The 25903-nt window shown below is 53.6% G+C and carries 25 protein-coding genes and 1 pseudogene; 10 read left to right on the top strand and 16 right to left on the bottom strand.

The annotated features are described in order from the left end of the window. The first annotated feature begins 514 nt into the window (after positions 1-514). The 5 genes from P406_RS27630 to P406_RS12090 all read left to right on the top strand — a co-directional run bounded on the left by P406_RS27630 (position 515) and on the right by P406_RS12090 (position 4349). Positions 515-808: a propanediol utilization protein gene (locus tag P406_RS27630; protein WP_080164647.1), complete on the top strand. Its 294-nt coding sequence runs from the start codon at positions 515-517 to the stop codon at positions 806-808. A gap of 262 nt (positions 809-1070) precedes the next feature. Further along, complete coding sequence (locus P406_RS12110; RefSeq protein WP_024648504.1) at positions 1071-1310, top strand: major capsid protein; 240 nt, start codon at positions 1071-1073, stop codon at positions 1308-1310. A 124-nt stretch (positions 1311-1434) separates the two neighbouring features. After that, entirely contained in the window at positions 1435-2664 is a 1230-nt protein-coding gene (locus P406_RS29570; protein WP_156174828.1) for a hypothetical protein, read from the top strand. A gap of 7 nt (positions 2665-2671) precedes the next feature. Continuing rightward, on the top strand, positions 2672-3031 hold the full coding sequence (locus tag P406_RS12095; RefSeq protein ID WP_003314998.1) for a DUF2523 family protein: 360 nt from the start codon (positions 2672-2674) through the stop codon (positions 3029-3031). Position 3032: 1 nt separating this feature from the next. Next, entirely contained in the window at positions 3033-4349 is a 1317-nt protein-coding gene (locus tag P406_RS12090) for a zonular occludens toxin domain-containing protein (RefSeq protein WP_046236270.1), read from the top strand. Positions 4350-4587: 238 nt separating this feature from the next. On the opposite strand, the gene P406_RS28860 is transcribed toward P406_RS12090, so the two are convergent. From P406_RS28860 to P406_RS12070, 5 genes are all read right to left on the bottom strand, one after another. Beyond that, complete coding sequence (locus P406_RS28860) at positions 4588-5070, bottom strand: hypothetical protein (RefSeq protein WP_129398314.1); 483 nt, start codon at positions 5068-5070, stop codon at positions 4588-4590. Continuing rightward, the gene (locus P406_RS12085; protein WP_024642193.1) at positions 5057-5929 is read right to left on the bottom strand and encodes a hypothetical protein; all 873 of its coding nucleotides are present in this window, start codon (positions 5927-5929) and stop codon (positions 5057-5059) included. The genes P406_RS28860 and P406_RS12085 overlap by 14 nt, the downstream gene beginning before the upstream one ends. A gap of 109 nt (positions 5930-6038) precedes the next feature. Then, entirely contained in the window at positions 6039-6866 is an 828-nt protein-coding gene (locus P406_RS12080; RefSeq protein ID WP_024659689.1) for a hypothetical protein, read from the bottom strand. After that, entirely contained in the window at positions 6866-7762 is an 897-nt protein-coding gene (locus P406_RS12075; RefSeq protein ID WP_024642195.1) for a TniB family NTP-binding protein, read from the bottom strand. The genes P406_RS12080 and P406_RS12075 overlap by 1 nt, the downstream gene beginning before the upstream one ends. 3 nt (positions 7763-7765) lie before the next feature. Beyond that, positions 7766-9598: a TnsB C-terminal domain-containing protein gene (locus P406_RS12070; RefSeq protein ID WP_158527656.1), complete on the bottom strand. Its 1833-nt coding sequence runs from the start codon at positions 9596-9598 to the stop codon at positions 7766-7768. Positions 9599-9851: 253 nt separating this feature from the next. Between P406_RS12070 and P406_RS12065 the strand changes: the two genes are divergently transcribed. Continuing rightward, on the top strand, positions 9852-10706 hold the full coding sequence (locus tag P406_RS12065; RefSeq protein WP_046236269.1) for a hypothetical protein: 855 nt from the start codon (positions 9852-9854) through the stop codon (positions 10704-10706). On the opposite strand, the gene P406_RS12060 is transcribed toward P406_RS12065, so the two are convergent. Then, entirely contained in the window at positions 10690-11130 is a 441-nt protein-coding gene (locus tag P406_RS12060; protein WP_024642198.1) for a DNA-binding protein, read from the bottom strand. The genes P406_RS12065 and P406_RS12060 overlap by 17 nt on opposite strands. Positions 11131-11498: 368 nt before the next feature. Between P406_RS12060 and P406_RS12055 the strand changes: the two genes are divergently transcribed. Beyond that, positions 11499-11978 (top strand): hypothetical protein, encoded by a 480-nt coding sequence (locus P406_RS12055; RefSeq protein WP_024642199.1) that lies wholly within the window; start codon positions 11499-11501, stop codon positions 11976-11978. 260 nt (positions 11979-12238) lie between these two features. Here P406_RS12055 and P406_RS12050 read toward each other — a convergent pair whose 3' ends face one another. From P406_RS12050 to P406_RS12040, 3 genes are all read right to left on the bottom strand, one after another. Then, entirely contained in the window at positions 12239-12472 is a 234-nt protein-coding gene (locus P406_RS12050; RefSeq protein WP_024642200.1) for a hypothetical protein, read from the bottom strand. A 465-nt stretch (positions 12473-12937) separates the two neighbouring features. Continuing rightward, a complete protein-coding gene (locus tag P406_RS12045) occupies positions 12938-13693 on the bottom strand; it encodes an SIR2 family NAD-dependent protein deacylase (RefSeq protein ID WP_046236268.1) in 756 nt (251 codons plus the stop codon). 93 nt (positions 13694-13786) lie between these two features. After that, positions 13787-14257 (bottom strand): hypothetical protein, encoded by a 471-nt coding sequence (locus P406_RS12040; RefSeq protein ID WP_024642202.1) that lies wholly within the window; start codon positions 14255-14257, stop codon positions 13787-13789. Positions 14258-14450: 193 nt separating this feature from the next. Here P406_RS12040 and P406_RS12035 point away from each other — a divergent pair, with 193 nt between their 5' ends. The 3 genes and pseudogenes from P406_RS12035 to P406_RS12020 all read left to right on the top strand — a co-directional run bounded on the left by P406_RS12035 (position 14451) and on the right by P406_RS12020 (position 18782). Then, positions 14451-14723: a helix-turn-helix domain-containing protein gene (locus tag P406_RS12035; RefSeq protein WP_024642203.1), complete on the top strand. Its 273-nt coding sequence runs from the start codon at positions 14451-14453 to the stop codon at positions 14721-14723. Positions 14724-16432: 1709 nt separating this feature from the next. Further along, positions 16433-16690, top strand: coding sequence for a BPSL0761 family protein (locus P406_RS30030; RefSeq protein WP_024642205.1), 258 nt, complete (start codon positions 16433-16435; stop codon positions 16688-16690). A 661-nt stretch (positions 16691-17351) separates the two neighbouring features. Beyond that, positions 17352-18782 (top strand): annotated as a pseudogene (locus P406_RS12020) (IS1182 family transposase). A 302-nt stretch (positions 18783-19084) separates the two neighbouring features. On the opposite strand, the gene P406_RS12015 reads toward P406_RS12020, so the two are convergent. The 7 genes from P406_RS12015 to oxdA all read right to left on the bottom strand — a co-directional run bounded on the left by P406_RS12015 (position 19085) and on the right by oxdA (position 25667). Beyond that, positions 19085-19762 (bottom strand): energy-coupling factor ABC transporter permease, encoded by a 678-nt coding sequence (locus P406_RS12015; protein WP_024642026.1) that lies wholly within the window; start codon positions 19760-19762, stop codon positions 19085-19087. 72 nt (positions 19763-19834) lie between these two features. Beyond that, positions 19835-20275: a nitrile hydratase accessory protein gene (locus P406_RS12010; protein WP_024642027.1), complete on the bottom strand. Its 441-nt coding sequence runs from the start codon at positions 20273-20275 to the stop codon at positions 19835-19837. Continuing rightward, on the bottom strand, positions 20272-20925 hold the full coding sequence (nthB, locus tag P406_RS12005) for a nitrile hydratase subunit beta (RefSeq protein ID WP_024642028.1): 654 nt from the start codon (positions 20923-20925) through the stop codon (positions 20272-20274). Before nthB ends, P406_RS12010 begins: the two co-directional genes overlap by 4 nt. A 20-nt stretch (positions 20926-20945) precedes the next feature. Next, entirely contained in the window at positions 20946-21572 is a 627-nt protein-coding gene (nthA, locus tag P406_RS12000) for a nitrile hydratase subunit alpha (RefSeq protein ID WP_024642029.1), read from the bottom strand. Positions 21573-21759: 187 nt separating this feature from the next. Further along, positions 21760-23274: an amidase gene (locus P406_RS11995; protein ID WP_046236267.1), complete on the bottom strand. Its 1515-nt coding sequence runs from the start codon at positions 23272-23274 to the stop codon at positions 21760-21762. 336 nt (positions 23275-23610) lie between these two features. Beyond that, positions 23611-24480, bottom strand: coding sequence for a transporter (locus tag P406_RS11990; protein WP_024642031.1), 870 nt, complete (start codon positions 24478-24480; stop codon positions 23611-23613). 140 nt (positions 24481-24620) lie between these two features. After that, positions 24621-25667 (bottom strand): aliphatic aldoxime dehydratase, encoded by a 1047-nt coding sequence (oxdA, locus tag P406_RS11985; RefSeq protein ID WP_024642032.1) that lies wholly within the window; start codon positions 25665-25667, stop codon positions 24621-24623. Positions 25668-25903 lie beyond the last annotated feature (236 nt).

Genomic DNA, 25903 nt, shown 5'->3' with positions numbered 1-25903 from the left:
TCGTGAGTTTATGAACCCCGTCTTGACCGAGCAAGTTTCTGAAACGCTTGCTGTAATTGAACTCAGGAAAGAGCAGGGCACTAAACCTGAGCGTATTTGGTTTCTTGATCGTCAAGAAAAAGGCACACCGTCAATGGCTGAATGGATGGGTTATTAATGCGCCTTGTTCTGTCGTTCAACGTGCCACTTTATTTTTTATTTTTGATACCTTTTATTTTCATCTGTATTTATCTCATGGTGCGTAAATAATGGACAAGTCTCAATATCAGATTCTCCGTTATTCAGTCGAGGCTGAAATTGCTAATTTTAACTCTGGCAACATTGATGATTCTGCTTTCGCTAGCTCGCTTATGCGTCTGTTTCTACAGGCTGCATCAGCTGAGCAGGTCAAGTCTCAAATAGCCAAGCGCCAGTTTCTCACGTTTCGCCGTTTACCAAATCTCATTCCGCCCAGCTGGGCATATCGCAATCCGAGCCTAAGTTCTCGGCTGCCTACACTGTAAGGGGCTCTACCATGTCCATGACACTACTTATCGAAGTAACCGGCATTCAGCGTTCTGGCGTTGCTGCCAAGTCTCAAAAGCCGTATACGATGTTTCAGGCATTCGTTCATTTGCCTAACATTCCGTATCCACAGAAGACTGACTTCTATGCCTCCACACCGGCCGAAGTTCCTCAGCCTGGCACTTACGAGTGTGATGTCATTGCCGATGTTCGTGATGGCCGTCTTGAGTTCACCTGTGATCCTCGTCAAGGTCGTCGTAAGAATATTCCGCCTCTTTCTGCCGCAATGAATAAGGCGGGTTAATAAGTGCCGACCCAGTCAGTTTTAGTATGCAGTCGTTTCTCAACTTCGTCAGAAGGCGTGACTTCATGCGATTCTCAGACTTGGTCTGAAACTTATGTTGTATCACCAGAACAGCAGGCTCAGTTAGAACTGCTTATTACCGGTGGATTTGACACCGAGATATACCTCCAGTTTTTTTGGGGAACAATCGGTTTGTTCGTAGTAGGTTTTGCAGCTGGAATCATCATTTCTCAAGTGCGGAAAATCCGCAGGAGTTAACACAATGAAACAAGCAATCCAGAAGTTCCGTTCCGTTCCTTCGTTCCGCCGTTCTGTTGTCGGCATCACTGGTGCTGTTGCAGCACTCGCTGGCACTGCAGCTTTCGCTGACGCTGTCACTGATGCTCAGGCAGCCCTCGCTGTTGCTCAGACTGGCGGTGAGAGCGTTGGTGGCTCCGTTGTCGCAGTCGTCTGCGCCCTGGCTGTCGTCGGTGTCATCATCGCACTCGTCCGCAAGGTCTAACCAGCCTTGATCTGGTCTGCGCTGGTCGGTGTTCTTATGGCCAGCGCACTGGTTTCAGGTATCCGGTGCGCTGAGTATCTCTAACTTCGGCCCCGTTTACGGGGCTTTTTTATGGATACTCATCATGCCAATAAAGTTTGTTTTACGTTTTCTTTTTATCTTCTTTTTTTCTTATTCGTCATTTGTTTCTGCTGCTTATTATGGTTGGAACGGTCCAGCCGGATCTGGCAAATCGTCTCCGCAATCTGCGTGCCTTTCTGATCTATCAATTGGCATTTCAACCACTCTATCTGTTGTCATGCAGAGCCCTACTAGTGCTCGCTGTATTTATTCTTATACCGACAAGGATGGTAACCCCCAAGTCATTAATGGCAGCGTAGTTAACCTCGATGGTGATTCATGTCCTTCTGGTGAAGTTTTCAACCCTTCTAATGGTACTTGTCAATCATCCAACCAGAAGTGCCAAGATGCCAAAGGTGCTGTTTCAAAGTCATATTCTTGGAATCAATCTAGTGACACTCCGCATCCTCCTGATATCGGCGGTTGTGGCACTTCTATATCCGGTGTGGCTATTTGCCGCGCCTCTGGTTCTGGTGCAGGCTTTACCTGCACTGCCGATGTAACCATTACAGGTGATCCCTATGAAGCCCCGGCTCCTGATCCATCCCCCGATACCGGCACTGGCTCTGGCGGTGACACTGGCACTACTCCTACGCCTGGCACTGGATCTGGATCAGATTCGGGCACTGGCACGGGTACTGGTTCCGGCTCTGATACCGGCTCAGGCGGTGGTACAGGTACTGGTAACGGTTCTGGCTCTGGTTCGGGTTCCGGCTCTGGTACGGGCTCAGGCTCAGGCTCTGGTAGCGGTTCTGGCTCAGGTTCAGGTAGTGGTTCTGGTTCTGGTACTGGTTCAGGCTCTGGTAGTGGTACCGGCTCTGGATCAGGTAGCGGTTCTGGGTCTGGCTCTGGTTCTGGCAGCGGTTCTGGCACTGGCAGCGGTGGTAACGGAACTTGTACATCCGACTGTGGTGAAGGTGATGGCCCCTCGACGACCAAGCTTAAAGCCCCCGAGCAAGGTTCTTTAGATGGTGAGAATGAAAAATGGCAGAAGAAAATCGACGATTCTAAAGATGAAATTAAGGACGGTTTAGACAAGCTCAAAAGTGTATTTTCACCTATCGGTGATCTTTCCCTTGGTGGTGGTGGCACTCTTTATTGCCCACCACCCGTTACCGTTCTCGGCAAAAGTATAAGTTTCTGTTTGGATAAATATTCAGGCTCTCTCGACTGGATTGCTCAGGCAGTTCTATTTATGTGTGCGGTTATTGCCCTATTTATTGTCTTTGCATAGGTGATTTATGGATCTTTCGTGGTTAGCTGCATGGCTTGATAGTGCTAATACTTTCTTCCAGTACATCTGGGACTTCATGGCTAGTGGTATCTATCAGTTCTTCAAGGATGCTCTCGTTATCATAACGAAAGCGCTTATCTACTCTTATTTGCAATTCAAAGTTATTATGCTTGACATTGCATACACTGTCGTTAAAGAGATATCCGAAGAGAGCGGGGTGGTTGCGCTTGTTAAGTCCGCATGGGGAAGTATCCCCGGCGATATCCAGTCTACACTCGCGTTCTTTAAGATTCCTCAAGGCTTAACTATGATCTTCTCCGCTATCCCAGCTCGCTGGGCAATGAAGTTTATTCCCGGAGCCAATTAACATGGCCATAAAAATTCATCACGGACCCAATGGTTCATATAAAACGTCTGGTGCGGTCTGGGATGACGCTGTTCCCGCTGCTAAGGCTGGGCGATTGATCGTCACAAATATACGGGGTATGTCTAGTGAAAAGTTCCACAGCTTGTTTCCTGATCTTCCTGATACTTTTGATCTTCTATATATCGATCACGAGTCCCAAGAAGGTATGGAGCGAATTAGAACTTGGTTCCATTGGGTGTCTCGAAACGCCTTTATGATTTTCGATGAGGCCCAAACCCTGTTCCCCCAAAAGTGGACAGATAAATGGGTTGAGCGTTACGACTATCCTGAAGGTATGGATGCAGCCAAGGCTGCTGACCGTCCTATGAACTTCCTTGATGCCTGGACACGCCACCGGCATTGGAACTGGGACATCATTCTTACGACGCCGAATATTAAGTATGTTCACACCGATATTCGTCAGACCTCTGAGGCCGCTTATCAGCACTCTAACCTGATGTTGCTTGGTAAATGGCTAAAGTTCCTTGTTGCCAAAGACTACAAGGAGGCTATGCATTCAGCTCAAGAGAATAGGGCACCTACCGATGGATCAAACATCGTTGCACTCAGAAAAATTGACAAACGAGTCTTCCAGCTCTACGACTCAACAGCAACCGGCCAGCATCGAGACACCATGGCGGGCAAAAACGCGCTCGCATCGCCTCGCGTTGTTATTCTCCTCGGAGTATTGGTTGCTATCTTCAGCACTATTTACTGGCGTAACGGGGCTAGTGCTTTCAGCAATCCGTTATCTGTGGGATCTCCTAAGCCCGTTACGTCGGTTTCTCAAAGTCCTGTTCCTCAAAGTCCTGTTAAAGCTCCTAACGTGGCTCCTGATATTTTACCTAATAAGCAAGTTGTGCCACTTCCTAGCGTAACTTCTGATCCTTTTGGAAGTTATGAGATAGTCATTAAGGGAAGTATCACTAGTGAGACTCGCGGCACTATATTCGTTTTTGAGTTATCCAAAGGCGACCGTTCTTTCACTCAGACCACACGTGACATGCTCGCGGCCGGCTACGCTATTTTTCCACATGGCGGCTGCGTGGCTGAACTGCATTACCGTGGTGAGCAACGTACCGTTGCCTGTCTTGGCTCATCGTCCAGCGGCGGTGGCGAGAAGTGGCTCGGTGCAGAGCGACGAGCCGCCGCCGCTGGACCGAATCCTTCATCCGTTCATTCGTCCACATCAACCCCAGGTACACAAACGCCAGCCTCGAAAGGCGCCAGTTTTACCGTCGTTGCTGACAGCAGTCGCACGGCACGTACCATCAACTGACAGGCAGCCGGTTATAACTCGACTAAACTGTCAGCATTCGTTAATTAATGGAATTCTTAACCTGTTGATTTCAAAGGCTTTCCACTGATTAGCCACTAATCAACGGAAAAAACACCTTGAGATGGCATGGTTTTCCGGTGATTAATGACCAGGTTTCCAGGAAGGGCAGATCGCAACGAAGGCGACGACTACCGGATGTAAGTGGCCTCGTCTGAACCTGTTAGATTTTTCTAATACGCTATTTGAGGTATTGGGCGAGCAAGTTGTGTTCGCTAAATTTTTCCTGAAAATATGTATCAGCAATGCTCGGTTGGAAGTAACCCCATTCGATGATTTTTCTCAAGTACTTCAATGGTAGATCAATGATGAAGTCAACGAATGCTTCATCTGCTTCGTTTAAATTCCAGCGGTGAAAACACTGCGTATGAGTAGCGCTGGTGTGAATTCTTGCTACGCCCGGAAACCATGGCGCGCACCCGTCGAAGGAGAGGCGCCAGGGTGAATGAGATGCTACATTCTCCCGCATACGGCAAGATAGGATTAACCTATGTCGTTGAACTGGAATGTTGCGTGTGAGGATAAATCCGAAGACCTTTCCTGACTGTCTGTCCATGGCAAAGCTAAGATAGTGGGGCAGGATGCCGCTGGTACTCGGTGGCGTCCCAATGCCTAATCTCACATAACGGAAGTCGATTTTTGAAATTTTGTTATAGCGGCTCAAGCGCCATCCCCCTGACGAATGCCTTGGTGTGTTTGTGGTTGAAGGTGCCCAGCGCATTTCGGATCTGCCGCGAGTACGTCTGGTCGTGACTTTTGTAAATTTGGCTGCAGGACGTTCCGAGAAATTCTGGATCCCATCTGCACGCCCACCAGCTTCGGACATATTCGGTCTGGTTGTTGAGCTCCTCAATCTCCTGGCGGGTGACATACCCAGTTATGATGCCCATCATTATCAAAGCGCAGGTGCGTTCTGCAGCGTTGGCCTGAAGTGCACCAACTTTCATGAGAAGCTTGAAACGCATATCTGTCAGTGCGACGTCTCCGGCCCTGGGAGTCGTGACGAATTGAGTCGCGAGGCCCGCGCCGTAGTGGGCGGCGTGCAGCAAAAACTCCATGATGTACTTTCGCGCATGAAAGATTGAGAATTCTCGAGTTCCTGCGCTGTGAGGATTGGAGACTAGCTGCTTCTCGAGTTTTAGCATCAGCACCTGTACCTTCAATCCTGCCTTGATCACAGCGTCGAGCGCGGAACCAGTTATGGTTAACCGTAGCGGGACTGGTGGACCGGTCAAGAACTGTAGATAGCTGGATTTTCGTCTGCCGTAATCTGTCAGGATCTTTGAATGCTTTGGACAGATGGGTGCTAACAGGTACCGCCACGATTTCATTAGGACGATTCGACCATGTTGGCGGAGTGCGTTAGCGATGCAGTCGGCACAGGCGTAATCTCCGACAGTGTGCGGCACCAGCCAAAGGCAATCAGCACGAAAGCGCTCAAAAAACGCCACTTTCTTCAGGCCAAACGCATCCTTAATGCGTGATTCGAAGACGGGCGGTGACTCGAAATCCGGATCACGCAACCGAAGTTCCGCAAGGGGGTGGGGTTTCAGGTTCAGAATCTCGTCAATCGCACGCCATTGCGCTGCTGTGCGAGGTTGCAGCCGATGGCACCACGATGAGAACGACTCTTCAGCTATCGGTAAGGTCACGGAGTGATTTGGCATTGGCATATACAATTTCTCGATAGGACAGTTTGAACAGCTTGGCGCAGACACCAGTTTCTGCTGACAAAATGGTGCGCCTGACGCATTCTCGGAGGTATTCGAGCAGGCGCGCAGTGTTACCCCGGCTGAGCTTGAAAAGTGATTTCGCGTAGAGTGGCAAATCGACATCGAGTTCGTACGTCCTGTAGACGAGCGAAGAAATGTCCTTCAAGTAATTCCGGAACAAGTCATTAAAGCGCCATTCTTCGATACAAATCGTTCGACCGTTTGGCCGATGTGATGCCCACGACCCTTTGATGTGATCAGAAGGGCCGGCGAGCACGATGCGTAGTGAAATGGGTGGCGCAGTAAGCTGACTCCATTGGTGCATATGCTTGCGTTTTTGCTCTAGGCTGGCTACGCCTGCCAGATAATCTTCTATGAGCATTATCGAATGGGCCAGTATGCCTCCAAGCGCAAAGACTTCTCGGGGCAATACCTTATGGTAGTGCCGAGTCGCGAACCGAAACCCAAAATGGTGCAGCAGATACTCGCTTGGCAGATACTGGTCGTTGATCTCCGGTCTGGCCAACGTGAAGCACGCTGTGCCATTTGCGTGGCCCAGGCGTTGTGATGTCTCAGCCAAAACGGTAGAAACGCCCGAACCCGACAAGCCGGAAAGATAGATCACGGGGTCGGCTTCGGTCTGCAACGCCGCCATCATTTGTTGAATGGCAGCCTCCACCTGAGGCGTACGCAGCACCAGGTGCTGGTCTACATCAAACGCTCGCCTGATCAAACTGATATTTTTCATCATCGGTCAGAGGGGGAGTGGAGCAGGATAGAGACGCCGAACTTGGCGGCGAGCAAGGGGGCGCGATCGATAATCTCGGCGGTGATTTTCTCGACACCCGAAAGAATTGCCTCGGCCGCGCAGACCTGGATGATCTTTGCTACGGCGTCCATCAAGCCGGCGGACAAGGCAAAGAGCCGCGTTGCCAGTTCTTCTGACCACAGATTCGAGGCTATCTTCAACGGAAGCACGCGTTCATACCCAGCCAAAAAAGCGCGAAAATCACCATTGAGGGACCACATGGGCAACGGCCACTGCATGTAGCGACGTTCGAGTTGGGGGTCCAGACGTAGCGCCTCGCTGGCCTTGTCGATCCCAAAGGCAAACACGCTCAGGTTATAAGGATCGCCCGAAAGGTTTTTGAGCAATGACAGATTGACCTTTTGCTGAAAAGCGGTAAGTGTCAACGCGTCATGGATTTCATCGATTACGATTCCGCGGATATTCTGTCGTTCTACCGTTAGGGTGAATTCTTTGGAGGCGTCATATGAGCTGAACTTCCTTTTGATGGGTAATCCAAACGCCTCAAACAGTAATTCGCGGAAATTATAGTTATTCGGATTTTGGCGCAAGCTCATGAATACCAGCTTCTCTTCTTGACTGGCATTGTGAGCCTTCAGTTGCCTGATGATGCTGGTTTTTCCGAATCCACCACTTCCCCATACCAACATGCAAGGTGCTTGAACTTTTCGCTTTACCTTCAGCATGTAACTGGAGGTCTCGATAATTGATTGTGCTGCCGGGTAATCAATAAATACATCTTCCAGGCAAAACAAGACGCGTTCTTGGTCAGGCAATGTGGGGTAATGCTGCAACGATTGACGCAGGTGAGGATAAAGATGGGTTGGTGTTGTCATGAATCAGTCCTTGGTGTCAAAAAGCGTAGGTGGTCGACTGTAATCAACGCGCTCGATTACTGGGGCCGCGACGGGCACAGAGGAAATTTCTTTTGGCATATGCTTCGGCACGCCGTTGGATAAATGTTCGCGGTGGTGGGATTTAGCTGCTGACTGTTTTTTCGCATCACGCTTGCTTTTCTGAGTGTTACGTTTGGCTTGCATCACAAGCTTGTTGTTGTGAATCAGTTGAAGTAAGGCTTCTGGATCTGTGACCGTTCCCGGTGGGAGTTTTTTGTTGTATGCTCGATTGGTTCGATAATATTCAAAATTGACGTAATCATGGGAGGCCCGGGCAAGGGGCGCTAGAACGTACTCCGCTTTTAACTTCACCCAGATTTTGGTCATGTCGTAAGGGTCAAACTTGACCACAACCTTGCCTCGACCCTGGTGTGCCATCAAGTCGCGGCAATAATAGATGCCCGCATTGATAGTTATTCCGTTATTGCGTATGGGCTTGTGCTTTTCAGGCAAGAAGTCAAGATACAAATTACGTTTATTGATTGCCACGGGCGGCAGTTTCCCACTTTCGCGTGAGAAGTAGTTTGTCCAGGCATCTTTGGGCGAGCAACGGAGCGTCGAATGGACGGTCCCGTGATAAATCAGGATCTGCCCTGCAAACCAAGATCTGAAATCCTTGAAAGTCATGGCCGCGCGTGCTTCGCTGTTGTATTCACCGCGCTGCTTGACGTTTGAGTAGGTCGTGCCGGGTAGAAAATGCACTTCGGTGGTCATCAGCGTGCCGATGAGGCTTTCAATGACTCCCCCCATGTGTTTCTTGTAAACCCTACGCCAATGAGCTGTACATCCGTGAAGGTCCAAAGCGGCCTCCAGGATAGGTGAACGAAACTCCGCCGCATTGTCCATGCCGATGAACTCCGGCATGCCGTAGTAGGGGTAATTGATCCCATAGGTAGGCGAATTAGGGGAATCCCTGTTTTTGGGAAGGGCAGCCATGCAAACGGTTTGTTGGACCGAAACGAGGCTTGGCGAAAACATGCTGAGGTAAAACCCGAGAATCACCCGGGTATGGACATCCACCAGCAGCGAGACCCACGGCCTGCCAATGATCTTGGTTCGATCCTGCTCGTCACAAAGGATGATGTCGACGCGGGTATGATCCATCTGAGCATGATGCAGGGGGTAATCAGTATGGACATAGCCCGGACGGGACTCAAACACTTGGTTGGTTGCATCAGCCCCATATTTCATGCGGAACACGACTTTGGGATCGAGTCCCTTTATGAAGCGTTGCACCGTAGACAACCCTGGCGGCTTCAGGCCTTTCACATGGCACTGCGCTTGCGCTTGCTTCCAGACATGGGAATAAGATGCGGAGGCCCCGTGGAAATGGTTCCTAAAGCACTCCTCGATAATCTTGATGATTTGCGGAGAAATGCGCTGGCTACCCTTTTTAGGCCCAGCGGAGGATTTGACAATGCTGAGCGCTCCAAGCTTGTGGTTGAACTGCGATACGAGTTTGTAAAAAGCCGATTTTTTTAGCGAGAGCTTGCCAGCTGCTTCCAGCAACTGAAGGCTTCCGTCTAGATACCCCTTGATGATGCCTGCGCGCTCCCCGGCCAGGATCAACCGTGCAGCCTCTCTAGGGTCGGTTGGGTCGTATGTAGACACCTTCTCCATCACCGAATGATCGTCGGGTACCATTTCCAATTCCGCAACCGTCACCACGTGAGTTTGGCCTGTTTCCGAAATCCTGACTTTTACTGAGTCTTCACCTTCTATCGCCGTGATCATCGCCAGCTTTCCGAGCGCGATTACGGCGGTACCTGGTGCCACGGACACCCTCATTTTTTTTCCTCTAGATCTGGTTTCACGAAGCTTCGGATCAGTGATTGGTCCGGTCTCTTTCGTGTGGAACAGAGGCTACAGGGCAAAAACAGGCATACAAACGGGCAAAAATGTAAACTGGATTAATTTGTATAAATGTTGTAAAACAATAAGTTATAAAGCTTTACACTTATTCAAAAAATTGCGCATTGTAAATGCGAGTGATCCTCTGGTTTGATAGGCAACTGCACCAGGAGGATAGATGGCGAGACGCACAAAGCCGCTGGCGGAATATTTTCGAGTGATGGTGACCGCAGCAAGCCTAGCTGACGAGATAAACGTCTCTCGCACTGGATGGGGTCTGGCACGGTGGTTTGAAGCCGACCAACACCTGCCCAGGCATTCGGTTGATGAAAAAAGTTGGCGCCGGTTCCTCGACGGTCACAAGCCTCATCATTCTCGCCTGGAAAAAATCTTCGCCGCAGCGCCAGCGGTCAAATCTTTTTTCGATCACCCATTTTGGGCTGCCCTCAGCCTGACCTGCACTCAAGCTGATAGCGTCCGGATACTGAAATCCTTTGGCTGGATACGCCGGCAGAATGATAGGTTCTGGTTTGAAGGGCCCTCGGAACTATCTGCCCTGGATCGACTCGCCTGTCTGCTGGCCATGCTCAGCTGTGAGAGAGCTCCCTATCATCATCGGGAAATTGGACGCCGCTTATGCGTCGAATATGTCGACCTCACTAGCGCTCGGCTTTGGAAGGACCATTCTGCGGACCTGTTGCGGCTCATCAAAATGAAACTGGAAAAGGCAGTGGGTACGTTATTTGGCGTGACCGATGTGGAAGTGCCCATAGCGTTCAGGTTTTGGGGCTTGGTCAAAGACGATTTTTTCAGGAATGAAAGCATCGCAAGTGTACGCGCATGGCCCGCATGGCGTGAGGCCGTGTACACTTTAAACTGGGAAGATCAGTTTCGCTTGGGAGACTTCATCAAGCATCGAAATATGCCGCTGCAGTCTCAGATTGACGAGTTTGATCGGCGCGTCTATAGAAAGGTACGCGCTCGTATGTACCGAGCCCTTAACAAAGCACGAGCAACTACACCTGCCCTCTGATTGCGGTTTGCATCGTCTCCGAGACATTTTTGAGTAAACTGCGGATCTGATTCATCTCCGTCTCGCACTGTTTGACTTCGAGCCTTAAACGCTGAATGACTACACATAAATCGCTCATAATTCTTGTCGGATCGTCTTTTTCTGAAACAAGATAATTGATAGCGTCTTCCATGCTGGATTTATCATCAAGTTTCTCATAAAAATCGGCTTTCGAAAGATAGGAGGGCATGGGGGTAAGAAATTTGTCACCAACCAGGGGGGATTCTGGCTTTGACTTAATGATCTTCAAAAGTTTTATGATTGTTGCCTTCGAGCCCTTGTTGCCCATTGCAGTGCGAATAGCCTCCAGCGTCGGCGTTTTGCCAAGAGATTTCAGGCGCTCTAGAGCGTTTTCAACATCAAGCTGTGTGATCTTTCTGTTCATAAAAAACTCCGACAGTTATTTTGTCTTAGCAGATTTTAGCATTTATGTGCAGATGCCAATTCTATGTGGCGATGTTGAAGCACTGGTTTAGACATCGCTTATAACAAAATAGTAAGCGCCCGCGTACATCCGCTGCGGGAGAAAGTATAACAGGTGAAGCCCTGTAATCCTCTCTATGCACCATTTAATCCATCACCGGGTGCCAACAGACTCTGCGTTTTCAGTAATTCTATAATATACCCTTTGGTAAAAGCTTAAGGACAGTTTTTCGGCGGAGCGATTCAATACGTGAGTTAAACCCTTCTGCAGCCTACATTGTGCCTTACCGATAGCATCTAGACAAAGCGGGGCCAAGTTGGAGTAGAGTGGTGTCGTCTGCAAAAAAGAACCTGTGGCACTGGCGATCTACCAAAACGGGCTCGCTCCTGGCCCTCTTGGTCAATGTCATTCAGAGCTGGATTACATACCGTTTCTTCGAGATTGATGCATCCGCGATGGCCATATCTAATGGCGCTGTTGCCGTCTTCATCTTTTTAGTCGACTACCGCGACGACCGCTTTCTCAAAGGTTTCTTTCTGATTGCGTATGGCGTGATGATCCAATTTTCCTGCGACTTGGTATTCAAACAAGCATTGGAAGGCTCGCATTGGGCAGATAACGTCAGGATGCTGCTGATGATCACTATCGGTTCTACCAGGGCAGGCGGGAGCTTGATCGCCACACGTAGTTATCGCAGTTCAACCTACCTGGACTCCAATACAATCAGTCCAATGGTGAGGCGGCTTTCGGTCAACTCGGCACACTCGAACGTCACGTGCATGGGCTGGATCGCAAACTGGACCGATTGATCAAACGGGCGGGACTGGCGAGCGCTTGCCTGTTGTTCGCCGGGCTTATGCTATTGATCTTGCTGTTAGCACGCTGAGTCAGTGCGCAAGTGTCGCTGCAATTGGAGACACAGCCATGCCGGGGCAGTTAGTCAGTCCGCCACAGCACGCCTTCGGGGAGACTCAGATGGCTAAGCGGCGCTTGAAACCCTCCAGCCCGGTCTTGGCCACTGCCGAATAGGGCGCAGCTGCGGCCTTGAGTTCTTGCCGCATGCGGTCACCTAGCAGCCGCAGCCGTGTGGCAACACCGGCTGCGGGCGTTCCTCTAGCTGAAGCGCGGCGTCCGGCGCCTCCAATGCGTCGATCGACTTGGCCAGGTCAATGATGAGGTCGCCAAGGAACTCCATGCTACGCAGCACGCGATAGCGGTCTTGCAGCAGCTTAAGACGGTTCAGTCCGTACACCAGGATTAAGGCTGCACCGCGCTGTTGCTGCTTTGGGGTACCGGTCGCCACAATCAATCCCGTGGGGTGCGCGGGCTCAACGCTATACAGCAGATGAGCAACTGGGACGTCATTGCAGGGGCTGGGGAGCAATGGCTGTTCCCGGGAGAAGTCTGGCGCTGAATACTTTCCGCTGTATGCGTTCGACGCGGACCGCGAGTATCGGCCTGTTCCAGTTTTGGAGAGCATTATCCAAGTTCTGGCTGAACGGGGGGGGGGGGGAGAGGGCTTTTGGTTTGGCTCCTCTAACTCTTATCTAGCCGGCAGGGGGCCAAAAGACGTCCCAAAGCAAAATCCAGTGTAGTCATGAATGCTGTCAAGCTTGAGGCAGTCGACATTTTGCATGGATGACAGAGCCGAGCCGCCTCTTTTTTGCTTTTTGGGACGCGGCGGTAGCTAAGCCAGGCGTCAGAAGGTCTGATGGGGGGCGTGATGCAACCAAAATGCAGGAAAAGCCTCGCCTTACGCGAGGCGCTTTCATTGCGCCGAAGTTACCAAGGTCGGCAATACCTCAGACGCTTTTCCGATCAGCATGAGTTCCCGGCTACCTCCGAGCGATACGTCCACCAGGTTTACATGTATGACGGTGGCCCCGGCTGTGTGCGCGATCTCTGGGATGTCGGCGGCAGGGGTCACGACCCCTGATGTCCCCACAGAGATCAGCACGTCGCATTGACGAACCATCGCCATGCTCGCCTTCCACGCCCCAAGTGGCAGGTCCTCCTTAAACCAAACGATGCCTGGTCTGAGCCGTCCATTGCAGCGCAGGCAGCGCGGTGGTTCGATCTCCAGGACCTCAGCGGGATCGGTTGTTTGAGTCATTGTCAGCTTTGCTGGCCGGGCACATGCAAAGCATTTTGGCACTTCGAGACTGCCGTGTAGGTGGATGACCTCTTTCGTACCTGCGCGCTCGTGTAGGTCATCAATATTCTGAGTCACCACGGCCAGGTGGCGCTCGGTAGCTGCCAGGCGAGAAAGAGCCAGGTGCGCGGCATTGGGCTCCGCGCTCTTGGCTTGCTGTCTTCGCCACAAATAGAAGCCCCATACCAACTCCGGGTTCTCACGGAACGCATCCGCCGTTTCCAACTGCCTGGAATCGTATACGGACCATAGTCCGGACTGCTTGTCGCGAAAAGTGGGAATGCCGCTTTCGGCAGAGATCCCAGCGCCGGTAAAGACCACAACTCGCCGCGCGGCACGTAGTGCTGCGGCAGCCAGTGCCATGTCTGTCATAGTTCCTCTATCCTCTGCTGCCGTGGACTGCCCCAGAACATCTGCAGCGGGGCCTATGCGCCGCAGAGAGTGGACAGCATTTCGGTACGGCGCCTACTTCTGCCATAGTGGGCCATACAGGTTCGCCGCTCTCTTATTAATGTCATTCGGTCCGTACGAAGGAATGTGGCTGTACAGGGACTTGGACGAATAAAGCACCCTCGATCGCTTCCTGAACCGCAAATCCAGATCTCCTACCTTGTAGCTAGCCACTGCAGTTCGATAGACAACTGCGCTGTCCTCCGTGGCCACGCCCTCAAACATCACAATACTCTCCAGCTTCTCAAGCACCCATTCGTGTCGGCCGCTGATGGTGGGCGGACACATCATCTGTACCTGTTCAATTACCACGTCCTTCACGACCAATAGATAATGGCGGAGCTCGTAGGCACATTCGATCACCGCAGCGCGGTTGCGCTGGCCGGTGCGCATGCAGGTGATTGTGACGATGAAGCATAGGCCTTCTATTTCCCCATGGGTCCAAGAACGCACCTCCCGGTAGTCGGGGTCGTAAACAAAAATCACTCAGAGCACCGTGGTAAGTAGACGAGGGCCGCTCCGACGAGCAGCAGAGGCTGCCCATACCGTAGCGAGCAGGTACGATCGGGCGTTTCGCTAGGTTTCCCCAGCCGAGCGCAATTCTAACGAAATGAACACTATAGATTGTAGCCCTATAGTGTTCAAAAAGGCTTCATCGTTCCTTTTGCGAGGAGCGGTCATGGAAATCAAACAAGCCTTTGGCGTCGCACTCCGCAACGCGCGCTTGCGCAGGCGGCTGACACAGGAAGATTTTCACGGCATCTGTAGTCGGACCTACATGAGCACGCTGGAGCGAGGCATGAGAAACCCTACTATTGACAAGGCTGCGGCGCTAGCCGAACGGCTCAACATCCACCCTTTAACCCTATTGGCAGAGACATTCCTAGTGCTGGACCCTGATGCGGACCTTGCGTCTCTGCTGAAGAAAGTCATCCAACAAACGGAGGTCTAATCATACTGGCCGGGTGGAAGTCTGGCGGTGGCACATAGAGATCTTTGAAGCCCTCAGCACAGAACTCCGTCATCTGGACGGCCTCCGACGCGCTAATACCGAGTCAGTCAGGACTCGCCGGTGCTGTGTGCTCTTCCCGCCATGAACACTATAGTGCACACTTCGGGGCGTACGTGCAGGGCAGCACACGCGCACTTTTAGGGAAATAGCATAGACATGCGCACAGCTGCGTATGCCTAAGTCGGCCCCTTCTACTCAAAATGCCTATGGTCGACGTTGCTATTTCCCATCTTGAGAACAAGCAGAGCACACCAAGCGAGCCAAACACCGAGGCCTTCATGCATCGGTATTTTCGTCCCTTTGACATTGACCGAACATGCCCCAAGGGCCGCAGATCCTGGTTGGAGTACTCCGTACTCTCCTAGCCGTAATCGATCGACATAACGTGCAGTGCATAGGAATCTAGGCGTTACGCGTATTGTTGTATCTACCAGCGATAGTGTCGCGCACCGTACAGCCCCCCGTCCTGAGAACGGCGACGCTTATCCCAAAAACTTGCTTCTGACAGCGCTCAATAGAACATGAAGATGAGATATCTGGTCACCGGTCGGGACAGTTAGCGATTGTCTGCGCCTACCTTGAAAACCACCTGTGATCCGTCTTGAATCGAGGGACTGATTCAATCAGCTGAGCCGCCAAGGGGAGGGGGCTCGGGCATTAACACAGGGAAGCAGTCATGCAGACAAGTACCGAAGGTATCTATTGCAGCAGTCTGGTCGCGGTTGTCGAGGCGGCCTTTTGACTCGGTTACGACCCTTATGCTTTGGCAGCTCAAGACAAGCTCGATGTGGCGAGATTTTTGGAGATGTCGCCTTTGATGCTACGGCAGGGCCCGGAACGAGTTATCGATAAGTCTCTGCTCGTAGCCAAAATCATTAATGGGCGATGGCCGATTCATGAACTCAGCGGCCCATTCATTCAAGATGCTCAACTCACCGCGTGCCTCCCCGACGACAGCTGATGCGCCAGCCTCGTTAAGCAGTAGGCGTCGAGCCGCCTCACGGCATCTGTACTATAAGGAGTAAGCATGGTAGGTAGAGAGCGAAGGTTTTCTGTACACGACCTTCTGGTCGCGTTACTACGCGACCAGAATATTCACGACGGCTTCTGGGGGCTGACGGTGCAGTTTGAAGCAGAAGGGGCGGCTGTACCGATAGCCGGTAAGCCCGGAGAAAATTTGCCTGGTCTTGCCGTCGCAGTGTCGGGTGTAACTCTCACTCCTGCGACGGAGGGCGAAAACGGTGCCGTTGACGCTTCATTGGTCAACCCCCCGCGGCCAGCTCCTGTTAGGAATCGAGCAAAAGTGAAGACTCTTCAGTAATTGGCTTCCAGGGCTGCAGAGGACTTTAGGGCGAAATACCGTCTTGCGAAGACGGAGCGCTAAGCTCCGGTCAGTATTGGCACCAGAAGTTCGACATCCGTTTTTGGCCGATTGCCGCCTTTGGTGAAGGGCCGCAACCGACCCATAGCTGCCTCCAAAAGACCTTTGAGTTGCCGGTTGAGCTTCAGAATTTGTTTGCAGAGTTATTGCGCTGCGCGCAGAGGATGCGGGCGGCTATCCGGCTAGGACCTCGTCAGCCTTTCAGTCATAATAGTGGCCTAGGCCATTTATCGGTTGACTACCAAAACGCATTAGAGGGGTGGCTGAAATGAGTATGCCGAGTGAACGCACCCGAAGTGTGATCCAAACAGAAGCGTTTTTGCGAGAGTTGTCAAAGAGCCCGCTCATTCCTGAGGAGTACCGTAATGAAGCGAAGCGCCTTCTGCGACATTACCCTGAGTCGTCGTTTGTCCTATTCGCCGGCAAGATGGATGACATTATTCAAAGTGCAGAGCCTGGAGATCCCAGGCGGGAATTAGCCATCAGCGGTTATCACCCTATGTTTACTGCGGAGATAAATCTTTAGGCCAGTGCTTTAACAAGGTCTCCCGTTTGTAATGCAGACGCGCTTGCCAAGTCTCTTATTGTCTTTGTCGGTCCCGATAGGAGATGTCGTGTGGACCCCAAGCATCGAGTGCCCACCGCCTCAACTGGGGCTAGCTCGTCACACTGCGGACACGACTGTCAGTTTTGACCGATTGCTGTCGTTGGCGACCGACAGCTTTCGGTCCAGAGTGTGTAAAAACGTATTCGATCAGCAGCATCGTAAGGCGCTGGGTCAAACCACGTTCTGTGTAGATTCCCGACAGACCGAAAACCATCGAATGATGGGATCGTCTAAAACCAGTGCTCGTTCATTTTCGAAAGAAACTCTGGGTTAACCGGCGCGCTGGATGCTGAGCCGATGACCGAGTCAATCCCACACTTCGGACACAAAACGGTGGTATCCAGATCGACCCACTCTGTGATTTCTGCGGACGAAAACACACTTAAGCAGTAAAAACAGCCACAACGATCACTTGCTTCAATTTGGGCTCGGTGATTTTTACAAAATCGGTGCGCTGAAATTACATCCATGGGTAAGCCCTTCAACTTCAAATTCAGTAGCATATCGTGCTTACGTCAGAGTACGTGAAGACCCGGCTAACGTTGCTATGATTGCCCAAAGTGTTAACGCAGGATTGCCCATGAAACGTTTCATTCAGGGTGAGCATCGCGGACAAAGCAATTTGCTTCCCGAAATCCTTGACGACTACGTCAGTGACACAAATCCGGTGGGAGTAGTGGACGTTTTCGTCGACGAACTCGACCTGGTCAATCTACGTTTTGAAGGCGTCATTCCAGCCGATACCGGCCGACCTGCTTACCACCCCGCAATCTTGCCGAATATCTACATATACGGCTATCTCAACCGCATTCAATCGAGCCGGCGTCTTGAACGAGAAGCCCAACGCAACGTCGAGTTGATGTGGCTGACAGGGCGTTTGATGCCCGATTTCAAGACCATCGCCAACTTCCGAAAAGACAACAGCAAGGCCATCCGAGGCGTCTGCCGCCAATTCGTGGTGCTGTGCCAGCAGTTGGGACTGTTCGGAGAAAATCTGGTTGCCATTGACGGCAGTAAATTCAAGGCCGTCAACAACCGCGACCGCAATTTCACCAGCGCCAAGCTGAAGCGGCGGATGGAAGAAATTGAATCGAGTATCAATCGGTACCTGACTGCGCTCGACGAAGCCGATCGGCAAGAACCCTCGATTGCTCAGCCCAAGGCTGCTCGTCTGCAAGAGAAAATCGACAAGCTCAAAGCTCAGATGAAAGAGTTACGGGTCATTGAAACTCAGCTCAACGAATCGTCGGATAAACAGGTTTCACTGACCGATCCAGACGCCCGCTCCATGATGACTCGCGGCACGGGCATCGTCGGTTACAACGTGCAGACAGCGGTCGATACCCAGCACCATTTGATCGTTGCGCATGAGGTGACCAACGTCGGTTACGACCGCGATCAACTCAGCTCGATGGCCAAGCAGGCCCGCGAGGCGATGGCGTCAGAGACGCTGTCGGTAGTGGCTGACCGAGGTTACTTCAAAAGCGAAGAAATCTTGGCTTGTCACGATGCAGGAATCACTGCCTAGGTGCCCAAGCCGATGACCTCTGGAGCCAAGGCAGACGGGCGCTTTAATAACGATGCCTTCATCTATGACGCGGCAAAAAACGAATACATTTGCCCGGCTGGAGAAACACTGATCTGGCGCTATACCAACGTTGAAAAAGGCCTGACGTTGCACCGTTACTGGAGTTCGAAAAGCCGGGGCTGCGTAATGAAACCGCAGTGCACACCGAGCACGGAACGGCGGGTTCGGCGCTGGGAGCATGAAGCCGTACTGGAGGAAATGCAGAATAGGCTGAGCAACGCGCCGGAAATGATGCGGATCCGAAAACGAAAGGTTGAGCATCCCTTCGGGACACTCAAACAATGGATGGTCGCCACGCATTTCCTGACACGAAAGCTGAACGGAGTAAGTGCCGAGATGAGCTTGAACGTCCTCGCCTACAACCTGAAGCGGGTCATGAAAATTCTCGGTATCAGCGGTTTAATGAAGGCGCTGTCGGCCTGAAGATGTCTTTATTTTGGCCACCCTGCACGGTAAAAGCGACGCTGGGGCTCCTAGGCCCTAGTGATGATTAGCAGGACTTGTTGCGAGCAATTACTCAGCTAATAGCCGTCGGCGCTAAGCGCCGAAAGGTAAGCGTCCGCCAAACACACCACCGCCGGTACGGGTGCCATTTCTGATGACCATCATCAACTACCTCCAGTTCTGCTTGCGAGGTTTCGGTCGATTCTTGCAGTGTGTCGCCCGAGGCATTACGACCTTCGCTTGCCCCGGGGACACCTGAACCTAGACCGGCTCGTGCCGTCTCAGGCGACCTGGTACAGACGGCGTTCGACCAGCGCGCTGCCACGCAGGCGGCGTGCTGCTTTCGCGCCAGCGAGCACGGCCAGATCCAGCAGCGGTTCGAGGATGACAACGGTCATGTAGGCGCTGCCGAAGGTAAGGACTGAAAGTGCGTTCTCTGCCGTGAAGCCCTTCCCGTAGAAGGCCCAGAAGGCAACCCAAGCGACGATGCCTGACTGGAAAACAGTGGACAGGCCTAGTGCCTGGCGATAGCTCAGGTCCACATAGGGCGTATCTGGCGCAATGATACGCCGCGCTAGGGCAGCAACTGCCAACAGCGGTACCAAAAGGGTGGTGACGTTCATGCCGTACTGCGGAAGGTCGAATTGAGCGAAGAACAAACCCTGGATCAGCAGGCCCAGAGCGAGACCTGCCGCCGCGGGCGCGCCGCCGAACAACAGGAACAGCGTCGAGCCGATTATGAGATGCACCTCGGAAACGCCGACCGGTTGGTGCGGTAGTAGCTGAAAGAAGCCAAACACCAGCGACGTGGCGGCGGTGGTGCGAGCTACCAGCGAGACGGCACCTCGTTCGCCAATGGCGTCCGCGGCGAGTTTGATGGTGTAGGTGCCGACGCTTGCGGCGGTAACATAGCTCAGCCAGAGTTTTCCGGCTTCCACCAGACCAGGTTCGATATGCATGACGATGACTCCTTGGCCGCCTCGGCGGCTTGTTAGGGGAAAAATAGAGACAACAAAGAAATTGCTTCGACCTCAGCAGGCGGCTCGACTGATCGCTACGGGCTCGCGATGCGGCAGATGCTCGTGGGTGTGCCCGTGGGCCGGCGGGCAGCTTGCATTGACCAGTGCCACCGGTTGTCCATGGGGGGTATTTAGGTAAGCCTGCCGCCATTCCTCGACCCGCTGTGCGATGTCTTCCATACCGGCCAGGCCGAGTGTGGTGACCATTCTTTCCATCGCCGTGATCCATTGCCGGTAGTAGGCGTCATTGACGCTTTCTCCGGGTTGCGCCGGTGCAGCCTTGATCTCTTCGCTGAACACCTGCACCCAGTCCTTCCAGGGGAACAGGCCGGCTTGGTGCAAGTGCACCAGCAGGGAAAAAGCCTGGGCCTGCCAAGGCTTGTCGAATGCCGGGCCTTTATCGTCGAGAGGGAGACCGACGGTTTTGTAGTCGTGGTGCATGCTCGTGTTCATACGGCCTCCAGGTAGTTGTCCCAGAGGTCAATGCACACACTGTCCGGCCGCGCGACTCCCCACAGTTCTTCAGCGCTGAAGCTCACTGCATAGACCTGCTGCGGCTGCTCGCCCAACCCGTGGGCCATCGTGTCCGGGGTGGCGAACGCTCCATGTGCAATCACGATTGTGCCAACCTTACCGCGCGCGTAGCGTGGCAGTCGGGTGTGGTTGGTAGGATTTAGGTTCTTCGTCCGCACCCGGTCACCGACTCGGAACTGACCGGGGATATCTTCTTTTGCCCGCGAGGAGGCGCCGCCGAGCACTACGGCCTCGACGATGTCCGGTGTTAACACCGTGACAGGCTGTGTCGGTGGGCTCGGTTTGGCCGTGCCCTGCAGTTCGGCGGCGCTAATGACGCCTTTTTCCGTCAGCAGGGTCTCAAAGGCGTGCAGCCAGTGCTCGTAGTAGCTCGCCTGCAGGTATTCGGCCGGTTCCATGCGTTCGATGGCGTGGCGGAATTCGTCGACGTTGAAGTACCCGCCGACGAAGAGTGAGGCGAAGAGCGGAAAAACTCTACGCTCCCAGTCATGATGGAAGATGGGTTCGTGCTCTTCCGTGAGCACTGGGCCGAAGCCATGCATACCGCCCAGGTCGTGTATACCGTTCATAGGGTTTCTCCTTCTCAGATTCAGACCACGTCATCCGGCTTCTTAGGCAGGCCGGTACCGATCATGGAGTCGCGAGTCACGAGTTCGATCAGTTGCTCCTCGCTCCAGCCGTCAGTGCCCGCCGGACGTTCCGGTAGTACCAGATAGCGCAGCTCAGCGCTGCTGTCCCAGACGCGAACTTCCTTGTCATCGGGAATCGTCAGACCGAACTCGGCCAGCACGCTGCGCGGGTCGATGACTATTCGTGAGCGATAAGGCGCAGACTTGTACCAGGCTGGTGGCAGACCCAGGGTCGGCCAGGGGTAGCAGGAGCACAATGTGCACACCGTCACGTTGTGCACGGCCTGGCTGTTTTCCACTACCACCATGTCTTCGCCCTGAACACCGGAAAAGCCCAACTCGGCGATGGCTGCGGTGCCACCTTCCAGCAGCCGATGTTTGTACACGGGATCGAACCAGGCCTTCGCTATCACTTGGGCGCCGTTGCGCGGGCCGACCTTGTGTTGGTAGGTGTCCACCAGCGCGTCCATGGCCATGGAGTCGACCAACCCCTTTTCCGTCAGCAGGGATTCGAGCGCCTTGACGCGCAGCTCGATGGCCTCCGGAGGCTCAGTGTGATCGTGATGATGTTCGTGTGTGTGGCTCATGTCTTTGCCCCCTGAGAAGTTGATGAAATCGCCACCAGCATTACTCACTGGTGAAGATCCGTTCGCCACGCGTCGAAATGGATACTTGGGATAAAGGTGTACTCATCGGTTGTTTCCTCATCTGCCTATACGGATAAACAGCAAACTTTCGACGCGCGACGTTTTGTGAGTCTGCGGTGGAGCAGGCTTACAGCGTCTGCCAATCGACAGAAGCCTCGAATGCGGCTGCCGCTTGATAGAGGGTGCCTTCGGCATAATGCTTGCCGACCAACATCAGACCCACTGGCAGCCCGTTCACCAGGCCACAAGGGATCGACATGGCCGGGTGACCCGTAATGTCTTGAGCGGCAGTGTTGCCGAGCATCTCCAGCGCCCGGGAGACGTTCTCGGTGATCGAGCAACCCGGTTCAGGCAGCGGCTGGGCGATGATCGGTACCGTCGGCATGACCAGCAGGTCGTAGGTGTCCAGCGCCTTGTCATAACCGGCTCGGGCAACGCGTGCGATGTTCTGCGCCTTGGCGTAGTAACGGCCGTTGTAACGCTCCAGACCAAACTGGCCGACGAACATGCAGAGCTTGAGCGACGGGGACAATGCATTCGCCTGATTGCGCCAGCCGGCCTGTTTGTCCAGTAGCCTAACGTCGTACAGCCCCTTCCAGTTAAAGCCTGCGCCATTGCCGTGCATCATCTGCATTGTCAGGCCTTCGCAACCGATAGGGCTCCACAGCGATCCCGCCAGGTTGTGTTCGGGAACGGATACTTCCTCCACGACGGCGCCCAATGCCTTGAATTTTGCGATGGCGCCGCGTACTTTCTCTGCGACGCGTGGGTCCTGGTTGGCGAGTTGAAAGCCTTCCAGCAGGATCCCGATCTTGAGTCCGCTTACGCCTCGCTCCAGATAGTCACTATAGCCGTCGACTTTAGGCGCAGCCTGGCGTGGATCGAGTCCATCCGCTCCGGCCATGACTTCGAGCATGAGTGCGTTATCGCGTACGTTGCTTGTCATGGGGCCGACGTGATCGAAAGTGGCTTCAATCGCCATGACACCGGTGTAAGGCACTAAACCCCAGGTGGGCTTCATGCCATAAATGCCGCACCACGCTGCAGGAATACGGGCAGAGCCACCCTGGTCACCGCCAATGGCCAGATCAACCTCGCCTGTGGCCACCAGCGCCGCGCTGCCGGAGGACGAACCGCCCGTTGCGAAACCATGGCGCAAAGGGTGGTGCACGGGAGCTGGGTCTGAGGTATGGCTACCACCGGAGAGGCAGTAGTGTTCACAGGTGGCTTTACCAAGGATAGTTGCTCCGGCGTCCAGCAAGCGCGTCACCACGGTGGCGTCAAACGAGGGTACGAAACCCTCCAGTGGCGCGGCGCCGTTCATCATGGGGACACCTGCTAGAGAGATATTGTCTTTGAGCGCGACGGTCTTGCCGACCAACTTGCCTGAACTGGCCCCCATCACCTCGGTCTTGTAGTACCAGGCGTTTAGCGGGTTTTCCGTGCTTGAAGGGCGATGAACAGGACCGCGCTCGTAGCGCACTGGAGGGGTAAAATCGGGTAACTCGTCGACCAGGTCGTACGCCTCAAAACTTGACTGCATGAGTGCCAGATATTCACCGGCTTGTTCTGGAGTCAACTCTATATTCAGCCGACCGGCGATGTCCAGAAGTTGATCAAGGGAGGGGCGAACAATTGCCATAGTGGGATCCTGTCATTAGTCCAAACAGCCCCTATACAAGGCGCTTTGGAAATGGGTTGTAAGATTTTTTTGGTGGTTGCCGCGCAAATTAATGGTTCGGCGACGGCAACGCGGTAATTGGGGTCGAGCAACTAAAGTAAGCTGGAGCCTTGACTGCTGCTTGGTTGGGCAGGACAGGTGCTTGGTTGAGCAGGACAGCCCGATATCGGATGTTTTAGTTCAATACTGTGTTCGGCGCGTCGGGATACAAGTAGATCCTCTTGCTGACGGATCCAAGGTAGATCCGCCTGCGCTCTCCCGCTTGGCTGAACAGGACGCCCGTTATGCCTATTACGCTCAGAACACTTTCAGGAGCCGCAGGTTGAGGCGCGCATCTTCCTTGAACCCTTGCTCGACCTCTATGTCCTTGCCGATCTGGGCTTGGATTTGCAGTGTTGGCCCAATAAAGTGCGTCACGGTGAAACGAGCATAAGAAGTGGAAACGCCGTTGTGCTGATCAATGCCGTCCACGGTGGTCGCGGAACCGCTGATGTATCCAGCGCCGACTGCGAAGGTGGTGCTCGGCGTCCAGGCGTAGCGCACCGCAGACTGGTACTCGTAGCGAGTGTCTTCTTCGAGTTTTACGCTGGTCGATCCGTAGTCATTATTGGCTGATACCCAAGACGCCTCAGCCACGGTGTCCAGCGCCCATTTCTGGGAGAAATGGTGGATGTAGGCAGCCTGTAACGTGGCACGCCAGCGGTTCTCTCCGAGATTCAGGGCGTCGTTTTTGTCGTAGCTGCCCACTGGAATATACAAGTAAGGGGCCAGTGCAAAAACATCTTTGTTGGCGGTGGGTAATGTCCACTTTAGCGGTGCAGAGATGATCGGGTCGCCAATGCCGCGAGTGTCTCCAAGGGCGCCAATATCGCCCGAGGCGTTCATCTGACCGAAGGGCACCAGAAACTGGGGTTCCCAGGAGAGGTTCTCCGAAAGACCAATAGCGCGGACGTAACGCAGGATGCCTATGTCCGAACTGAGCTTGGCATTGTCGGAAACCTTGTGGCCATTCTGGTATTGGTCCGAGCGATCGGCATGTTGATAGTAGAGCAGCAGGGCATTGGCGCCGGCCGGCAACGGCTCGAAATCGCCCGGAGCCACTTCGATGGCCTGGGTTTTGAAAAAGGGCAACATGCCCAGTACGAGTAATGAGTGGTTCAGCTTCATGATCGAATTCCTGGCAAAAAGGGTCCCCAACCCCATGCGCTGGAGGAGAGGGACCAAAACTGTTCGGGAAGAGCTCGGTGTCAGGGCGGAATCTGCATCAAGGCCGACCCGGTATTCCTGGTCGTGTCGGGTGTCAGTTACTAAGGCACCGCGTCGCGCAGCATTCCAGTCTGCGGATGGCAGTTGAGGTACTCGAACAACTGCTGGCTGCCATCCGATACCGATACCTCGTGGTACAATCGCAGCTTCGAAAGGCCTCCGATCACGCGGAAGAACGTGGTGAAAATACGTAGGTGAGTGGGGTGGGATTCGGCCCACCGCTCCAGTTTGTCGAGTGAACGCCAGTGACCGATGTCATAGGCGATGTCGAGCAAATTGCCGTCTAGGTCGATGTTGCGGACGAAGCGGTTGCTGTAGCAACCCAGTGCTTGCCCCTCGTCGCGCAGGAAGTCCATGCCGTCCTGCAGTGGCGGCAGCATCTCGTTGAAATACAGCGCGCGTTCTTCCTCGCCAGCTTCGACCCAGTCTTGTCCGGAGCGGATTAGCGTCAGATTGTCGTGACCACGCACCACGACCCTGCCGCCCTTGGCGGGGTCGCCGGAAAGCACTTGTAATTCGCTGGTCGGCTGCATCCAGTCGGTCTGTGAGACCGCAAAGCGGTCGCGTGCAGAGCCCCAGTAGCCGTGCTCCTCGATTTCGCCGCTGATGCCGTCCATGACGGCGCCGATGCCAGGCAAATCTTCCTTGAAGGCATACAGCGTCTCGAACTGCTCGGCGCGCGGTGCGATGACCTCGCGGAAATACCCCAGTCCCTCGTTCAGGCGCGCGTCATCACTCCACCAGTCGGCCACCGGCGGCGAGCGTAGCCACTGGCAATAGGCAACTGGATCACGCCAGTAGCCAACGACGATGAAATTTCCGTAGCCCTGATTGTCGAGGTGGTAGGTCATGTCGTGGTTCCCCGGGCCATTGGCGAGGGCGAAGCTGGACACAATGTGGCGCATGGTCTCTAGAGCGGCGGTGCGCTGTTCTTCGCGAAATTGCACGCCGAGGTAGGCCATCACGACTTGCTGAACGCTTTCGTCAGCGCGGCCGACAAACATCGGGAAGGGGGGCTGGTAGTCGTCGTGAACCCGGCGGGACAGTGTCCGGGGACATTTGAGGTGTTTATCGATTGCAGATTCCATGGGGGCTCCGTTATTGCCGTCTCAGGCGGACGGTTAGTGGTTCAACATCCCAGTGGGTGTTGTCGTTTTTTGCTGGAACAAATCTTTTGGCGTTGCAGCACCAGCGCCCCGAGCTCCAGTAGGTAAGTGGCAAACTCTTCAGGTGCTATGTCCCACCGCTGCAAATACCAGAATGAGTCGGACAGTCGTTGCTGTTCTTGTGGATGCATGGGCCACCTCATCATTTGCGTTTGGAG

The organism is Pseudomonas syringae pv. coryli str. NCPPB 4273 (assembly GCF_000972175.1).
GTDB classification, from domain to species: domain Bacteria; phylum Pseudomonadota; class Gammaproteobacteria; order Pseudomonadales; family Pseudomonadaceae; genus Aquipseudomonas; species Aquipseudomonas syringae.
This window is presented reverse-complemented; position numbering and strand designations above follow the sequence as displayed.